The 6833-nt window shown below is 59.2% G+C and carries 7 protein-coding genes and 1 tRNA gene; 4 read left to right on the top strand and 4 right to left on the bottom strand.

Going from position 1 to position 6833, the window contains the following annotated elements:
- Positions 1–42 precede the first annotated feature (42 nt).
- Both ACFFAR_RS20215 and ACFFAR_RS20210 read right to left on the bottom strand, forming a co-directional pair.
- Positions 43–1980 carry an ATP-binding cassette domain-containing protein gene (locus ACFFAR_RS20215; protein ID WP_061998940.1) on the bottom strand — a complete coding sequence of 646 codons (1938 nt, stop codon included), beginning with the start codon at positions 1978–1980 and terminating at the stop codon, positions 43–45.
- 192 nt (positions 1981–2172) lie between these two features.
- Positions 2173–2577, bottom strand: a complete 405-nt coding sequence (locus ACFFAR_RS20210; protein ID WP_174362914.1) for a DUF4399 domain-containing protein — start codon at positions 2575–2577, stop codon at positions 2173–2175.
- A 357-nt stretch (positions 2578–2934) separates the two neighbouring features.
- Between ACFFAR_RS20210 and ACFFAR_RS20205 the strand changes: the two genes are divergently transcribed.
- Positions 2935–3117, top strand: coding sequence for a rubredoxin (locus ACFFAR_RS20205; RefSeq protein ID WP_062000766.1), 183 nt, complete (start codon positions 2935–2937; stop codon positions 3115–3117).
- A 19-nt stretch (positions 3118–3136) separates the two neighbouring features.
- Here the strand turns inward: ACFFAR_RS20205 and ACFFAR_RS20200 are convergent, their stop codons facing one another.
- Together ACFFAR_RS20200 and ACFFAR_RS20195 are read right to left on the bottom strand one after the other, a co-directional pair.
- Entirely contained in the window at positions 3137–3871 is a 735-nt protein-coding gene (locus tag ACFFAR_RS20200) for a class I SAM-dependent methyltransferase (RefSeq protein ID WP_375508349.1), read from the bottom strand.
- Between the two features lie 23 nt (positions 3872–3894).
- Positions 3895–4698: a hypothetical protein gene (locus tag ACFFAR_RS20195; protein ID WP_174365168.1), complete on the bottom strand. Its 804-nt coding sequence runs from the start codon at positions 4696–4698 to the stop codon at positions 3895–3897.
- Positions 4699–4831: 133 nt separating this feature from the next.
- Between ACFFAR_RS20195 and ACFFAR_RS20190 the strand changes: the two genes are divergently transcribed.
- From ACFFAR_RS20190 to ACFFAR_RS20180, 3 genes are all read left to right on the top strand, one after another.
- A complete protein-coding gene (locus ACFFAR_RS20190) occupies positions 4832–5134 on the top strand; it encodes a hypothetical protein (RefSeq protein WP_174365167.1) in 303 nt (100 codons plus the stop codon).
- 238 nt (positions 5135–5372) lie between these two features.
- A tRNA-Arg gene (locus ACFFAR_RS20185) sits at positions 5373–5447 on the top strand.
- A 250-nt stretch (positions 5448–5697) separates the two neighbouring features.
- On the top strand, positions 5698–6833 hold a 1136-nt coding region (locus ACFFAR_RS20180), incomplete at its 3' end, for a type VI secretion system Vgr family protein (RefSeq protein ID WP_375508348.1).

Here is a 6833-nt window from a genome sequence, read left to right as displayed (position 1 = left end):
ATGACGAACGATGTCGCGAAACACGCAGGTCCGCAGACCGGCCTACTTCCGCTTCGCTTCCAGTTCTTCCCAGCGTTCGAGCGCGACAAGCAATGCTTCATCGATAGCGGCGTGCCGCTCGCTCAATCGCGCTCCTTCTTTCGGATCCTTGGCAAAAACCGAACCGTCTGCGAGCTTCGCCGCGATGGACTTTTGCTCCGTTTCGAGCGCCGCGATCTGCGCGGGCAACGCTTCGAGTTCACGGACTTCCTTGTACGGCAGCTTGTTGGAGCGTTGCGAGTTGCGTCCTGCGCCGCTGTCCTTCGGGCCGTCGTCCTTCTTCGCTTGCTTGGCGGTGTCGCGTGCGGCGTCTGCCGCCATCTTCTCCGAGCGGTCGCTCTGGATCTGCCAGTCGGTAAAGCCGCCGACATACTCGCGCCACTTCCCGCCGCCTTCCGATGCAAACACCGACGTCACCACGTTATCCAGGAACTGGCGATCGTGACTCACGAGGAGAACCGTGCCGTCGTAGTCGGTGAGCAGTTCTTCCAGCAGTTCAAGCGTCTGGATATCCAGGTCGTTGGTCGGTTCGTCCAGCACCAGCACGTTTGCCGGCCGTGCAAACAGGCGCGCCAGCAACAGCCGGTTACGCTCGCCGCCGGAGAGCGACCGAACAGGCGAACGCGCGCGTTCGGGCGCAAACAGGAAGTCGCCGAGATAGCTCATCACGTGCTTCTTCACGCCGTTCACTTCGACCCATTCGCTGCCCGGGCTGATGGTGTCGGCGAGGGTTTTATCGAGGTCGAGCTGAGCGCGCATCTGGTCGAAATACGCGACCTGCGTGTTCGTGCCCGTGCGGACCGTGCCGCTGTCCGGCGCGAGTTCGCCCAGGATCATCTTGAGGAGCGTAGTCTTGCCTGCACCGTTCGGGCCGATAAAACCGAATTTGTCGCCGCGCATGACGGTGGCCGTGAAGTTGTCGACGATAGTGCGCTCACCATATTTCTTCGTGACATCCGTCAGTTCCGAAACGATCTTGCCCGAGCGTTCGCCTTGCCCCACGTCGAGCTTGACGTTGCCCTGCACGTTGCGGCGTTCGGCGCGCTCATTGCGCATCTCGACCAGCCGCGCGATTCGGCCGACGCTGCGCGTACGTCGCGCCTCCACGCCCTTGCGAATCCACACTTCTTCCTGTGCCAGCAGCTTGTCGAACTTGGCCGCTTCGACCTGTTCGATTTCAAGCTGCTGCGCCTTGCGCGTCTGGTACGCGGTGTAGTTACCCGGATACGAAAGCAGGCGCCCGCGATCCAGATCGACAATACGCGTTGCAACCTTGTCCAGGAACGCCCGGTCGTGGGTGATGAACAGCAAGCCGGTACGCAGCGTGACCAGCAACTCTTCGAGCCAGCGAATCCCTTCGAAGTCGAGGTGGTTGGTCGGCTCGTCCAGCAGCAGGACGTCCGGCTGAACCACCAGAGCACGCGCAAGCGCAACGCGCTTTTTCATGCCGCCCGACAATGCGCCCGAGCGGACGTCGCCATCCAGGCCGATCTGCTGCAGCGTGGTCGCGACGCGGGTTTGCCAGTTCCAGGCATCGGTTGTATCGAGCGACGATTGAAGCGCGTTCATGCGCGACATCAGCGCGTCGTGCTCGGGACCTTCGTGCGGCGCATCGGCGAGCTGGTGCGCGACGGCGTCGTAGTCATCGAGCAACTGGCGCGCGTGCGACAGGCCCGACGCGACGACGTCGAACACCGACGCATCGAGGTCGAACTCCGGCTCCTGCGGCACATAGACGGTCGTAAGCTCGTTCTGGCGCGTGACCAGGCCGTCGTCCGGCTTCGCCAATCCGGCGATGATCTTCAGCAGCGATGACTTGCCCGCGCCGTTACGCCCGATAAGCCCGACGCGTTCGCCCGCTTCGAGTGAAAAGTCAGCGTGATCGAGCAACGCGACGTGGCCGAACGCGAGTTGCGCGTCGGAAATGGAATAAAGCGACATGGGAGGCAGCCGGAAAAGTGCAAATACTGGAAGGGGCCATTGTACCGGTCTTGACCGGTACGCCCGGACCCCTATGCCATCAGGCCTAATAAAGAGACCTGCCTGGTTACAAATAAACGATTTGATTGCCGTGATTTTTGAGATTCGGACGGACATCGTCGCGACGTCCGCCTTGCTGCGCTTTCAACACGATTACTTCACGTGGATCTTGATCGTCTGGCTCATTTCCGGGCCGAACGACTGGTGAGCGCCGTCGCCGAATTGCAGCGTCAGCGTGTGGTCGCCGGGGCTCAGCTTTACGTCGGCTTCCGTCTGCGCCTTGCCGAAATGCAGCGACTTGTCGTTCGCCGGAATGACAAGGCCCTTCTGCATCGGTCCGGCATCGATCAACAGGTGATGGTGGCCCTTGTTCGGATCGAGATCGCCGGCCGGCGCGAGTCCCATGCCTTCCAGCCCGAATACCACGTGCACCGGGCTTGTGACGGTCGCACCGTCTTTCGGCTCCACGAAAAAGACACGCGCTTCGGCATGCGCCGCGGCGCTCACGAGGAACATGCTCGACAACACCAATCCCGACAACAGTTTCTTGAACGTCATTTTTTTGCTCCCAAGAAGAGTGCGGCTGCCGATGAACAATCCCGGCCGCCAAAACAGGCCTTGTGCAGCACGCGATGGCATCGCTCAAACCAGTTGGCAACAAGCCTTCGCGGAAGTGCACAAAATCCGCCCGGCAGAGGATACACCGACCGTGTGAAAGAGACGCAGGTCACTTGAGGTCCAGAGTGGTGGCGGCGAAACAGGTTTTATCGCACGTCAAAACGCCCTTCTCCGGGAGCGGATTCGGACATTCCGGTAACATGCGGTTCGCCGGCAACAACTGTGACAATTCGATCCGTCACTGTTGATCCGTACATAATTCGCTGTTTTTCGCTGAACGAGAAGAAAGAGTCTGTCGTGAGTGAAGTTTTAGAATATAAAAGCTGGGTTTGCCTGATTTGTGGATGGATTTACAACGAGGAAGATGGCTTGCCGGAAGATGGCATTGCAGCCGGAACCCGCTTCGCCGATATCCCGGATAGCTGGCGCTGCCCGCTGTGCGACGTGGGCAAGGAAGATTTCGTGGCGGTCGAGTTTTGAGCTGACCGCTCGGGGCTTTTTATTGCGCGATGACAATCAATTCGCGGCTGTCCGCCTTTACCGCTGTTTTGTCCCAGTCGCCAAACCACTCAAGCTTGCCGAAACCCGCCTGATCGAGCAGCGTGGCGAGCTCGTCCTGGCTGCGAAACCGTAGCGCGCTTTGCGATATCAGTTCGTTTCCCGATGCGCGAAACTTGTAGTGCGTCGTGAAGCGCACGACTGATTGCAGGCTTTCGGCGGCATCAGCAAGCCACACTTCTACCTCGCCAATCCCGTCCACCGTGATCTTTTTGCGCGAGCCCGAGGGCGTCCATGCCTCCCAGGCGCGCACAGCCGGATTGCGGCTTTCGAAGGCCAGTCTGCCACCTGTACGCAACGCGTGCCGGGCGGCCCTGAGCGTTTCCAGAAAAACGCTGTCATCGATAAAAACCTGCGCCACATGGCCCGTCATCAAAACGAGATCGGCCGGGGGTAACACGGTGAGAGCACGGGCATCGCCTTCGATCCAGTCGACGCGGTCGGCGTGTGGCCGCTTGCGCGCGACCTTCAGCATGGCAGGCGCCGGATCGATGCCGATCACATGAGCGCCCTGCGCCGCCAGCTCGCATGTGAGCAAACCAGTACCGCAACCGATATCGATGACACGGTCCTTGCCTGCGGCAAGCGCAAGGTAGAAGGCAGTATCCGCCGCAGCGGGGTTCAGCGTGTCGTAAAGCGCGACCAGGCGTGGATCGGTGTAGAGCGTCGATGGCATGTCGAAAGGGTAGATGGCGGGCTTCAGCGGCTCAGGTACGAAAGCGCGTCGCGCATGGGTTGGCTAGGTACGATGATCGGTCCGGTAAACGGTGTGCCCAGGTCGAGGATAACAAGCACGGCCGACGCTATGGAGAGCGCGCCGAGTGTGATGAGCACGAACGCCAGCGCGTTGCGTGGTGTGATCAGCCCGAAGCACAGGAAGATGACGAGCAGCCAGAAGACCAGGATGCGGTCGAACGGTGTCGATATCGACCCGCGCGCCTCCTCGACGATTTTCCATCTTTGCTGGACGAGGTTGTCGAACCGGAGCAGCGCCTCGTTATCCATCTTTTGATGGTACGGGTCACGCGGTTGCAGTTCGCGCACTTCGTGCTGCGCACGCTCGAGCAGCGTTCCCAGCTCTCGGCTGTCGAGGTGATCAGCGTTCGGATCAGGTGCGGGGAGTTTCGGAAAATAATCGCCTGGCGGCGGCGGTTCCTGCGCCCACGTCGATGCAATCGCAGCCGCCGTGTAGGTGCGCAGGAGCTGGCGCGGGGTATCGCCGTCGGGACCATACTGGCGCAGGCTGTTGTCGAGCTGGATCAGCGCGGTGGCGTAGCTGCGGATGTCGTTGTTGGTGGTATCGAACAGGGTTTTCGCCGATGCCGTCAGCAACCCCAGCACGAGCGCCGCGAACGTGACGAGCATGCCGATCACCAGCTTCAGCAGTTGCACGGTCTCGAACGCCTTGTGCTCTTCCGGCAACAGCGGGCGGATGAATACCCCGACGCCGGCCGACGCCAGCAGAAGGAAAAAAACGACCGAAGCGGTTTCCAATTCAGTCATGGGTTGTGTCTGGAGTAAATGGCGATCATATTCGTCCAGAAACTACCCTATTGAGCAAATACCGGAAATTGACGCTATTACCAACTCGCACGATAATCGGCCGGTGTTTCGGAACACATTAACGAGAATGATTATGAAAATTACAACGCGTCTGATGGCGGTATTTATCCTGAGCGCCGGGGGTATTGCGTGCACGGTTTCGACTGCAAATGCCAGTACGGCCGCCGACAATATCCGGCTGAGCGCCACGCCGCTCGCGAACAGCGCCTACGGCAACGAATGCACGAACCGGTCGATCCGGCCGTTCGCCCGCTCGCAAGACAGCACGTTCTCCAATGACGCCTTGCGCGCTGGTCTGGAGTTGCTCAGGGGCATAGCCAGCGGCGGCTACCATTCCGGGCCGTCAAATGTTTGCGGCGAGAACTCTGCGTTGTAGGCACGGTTATTCGTTCGACGACGTTTGGCCGGCGAGATTTGCCAGACGCTCGAGCAAAAGGCTGAAAATTGATTGTTAAGCGCTTCCGGAGACGCGGGAAAGGCTGAGTTTACCGGTTACAGCAACGCAGCCGCTGCCCTTCACCGTGACGCTCTTTGCTATACTCTGCCCGCTGCGTCGGCGCTTCATTTAGGAAGAAGCGGCTTGGCCGGACGTACGCCCCACCGCTCATATCCATCTCCCTGTAGTTCAATGGATAGAACAAGTGCCTCCTAAGCGCTAGATGCAGGTTCGATTCCTGCCAGGGGGACCAAAGAGCTTCTTCCAATACCCACGCAACCCGCGCGAACCTTGGCTACATAAGGAAATGCGCCGAATCTAGTCCGCCACAAAATCCGTACACCCCGCAAAGACAGGCCTTTCCCAAGTTGCCCGCTACGGAGAGCCAGATTGCGCGGCGCAAGCGCGGAACAAGACACGCACGCCCTCGCGGAACTGTACGGAAACTGCGTGAGTGAGTTTTGAGCTGCAACCGTGCGCCTACCAATAAGGCGACGCGGTCAATGCCACGCTCCATTCAACCTTCTCAGATAAATCCGAATCTCGCGGTAAACCCTCGTCTTGGCTTGCTCTCCTGCGCAACGTTGGCCGATGATTCACAACTTCGTCTTGGCCTTGTAATGACAAGAACGATTGTTCCAATTAAAGAATCGTCGGCGCCACTTGGTCACGATTCACCAGAAAGATTAAGGCTACAAATGCGGGAGATGCATCAGCTCGCCGGTGATTACCGATCGAATAAAGAAGGCATGACGGGGCGGCAGACGTATCACCTTGATGTGCCGAGCGCAGCGAACGCTAAAGATATCTCGGTGGTCTCTTATCGCGCCCGCGAGGGCATGGCTTTGCCTTACGAGATCACCATCGAGTTCACGCACAGTGAATTGCTCTCCCGCGTCGACTACCTCGGGCGCGACGGCCACTTTACGATCACTGCCGAAGACAGCGCGGAACCGCGTATCTATTGCGGCATTGTTGTGAGCTTCAGACGGATCAAGAAGACCCAAGGCGTCTTCTGCTACGCAATTGTCGTTGCGTCGCAGATGACGCGCCTGGCCCTTCTGCACAGGTGCCGCGTCTACCAGCATCAAAGCGGGCCGGAGATCATCGAATCGATTCTGCTGCGCGGTGAGTTCAAGGATCAGCAGTTTTCATTCAAGCTGCGCCGCGAATATCCCGTGCATGCCTTCCGCTTGCAGTACCAGATGTCAGACCTCGACTATATTCGCCTCTTGTGCGAGCAAGAAGGAATCTACTACTACATCGAGCAAGGGAAGCACGGTGACGTGATCGTGTTCGGTGACGATATCGAGCACTACGTTCGCACACCTGAGTTGAAGGTCCCGTATTGCGAGAATGCGGGGCCTGAGGCCCGCGCTGAAGCGGTCTTCGCACTTGAAGTGCATGCCGAAGTGGTGCCGCAATCGGTCATGGTCGCCGACTTCAATCCGCTGGTCGCATGGGAGCGCTTCAAGGACGAGGCAAACGTCGCAGTCAACGATACGACCACCTATGGCCAGCCTTACGTGTACGGCACGAATCACCTCAGCCAGGACGGTGCGCAGTGGGAAGCGCAGCTACGGCATGAAGCGGCGATTGCATGGCAGGGCCTTTATCATGGGCAAAGCACTGTGCTGGA

The sequence above is a fragment of the uncultured Caballeronia sp. genome, from assembly GCF_964243625.1.
Taxonomy (GTDB): domain Bacteria; phylum Pseudomonadota; class Gammaproteobacteria; order Burkholderiales; family Burkholderiaceae; genus Caballeronia.
This window is presented reverse-complemented; position numbering and strand designations above follow the sequence as displayed.

Bases quoted from the DNA above. Each gene is read 5' to 3' on its own strand.
- ACFFAR_RS20215 (WP_061998940.1), bottom strand. From the start codon at position 1,980: ATGTCGCTTTATTCCATTTCCGACGCGCAACTCGCGTTCGGCCACGTC.
- ACFFAR_RS20210 (WP_174362914.1), bottom strand. From the start codon at position 2,577: ATGACGTTCAAGAAACTGTTGTCGGGATTGGTGTTGTCGAGCATGTTC.
- ACFFAR_RS20200 (WP_375508349.1), bottom strand. From the start codon at position 3,871: ATGCCATCGACGCTCTACACCGATCCACGCCTGGTCGCGCTTTACGAC.
- ACFFAR_RS20195 (WP_174365168.1), bottom strand. From the start codon at position 4,698: ATGACTGAATTGGAAACCGCTTCGGTCGTTTTTTTCCTTCTGCTGGCG.
- ACFFAR_RS20190 (WP_174365167.1), top strand. From the start codon at position 4,832: ATGAAAATTACAACGCGTCTGATGGCGGTATTTATCCTGAGCGCCGGG.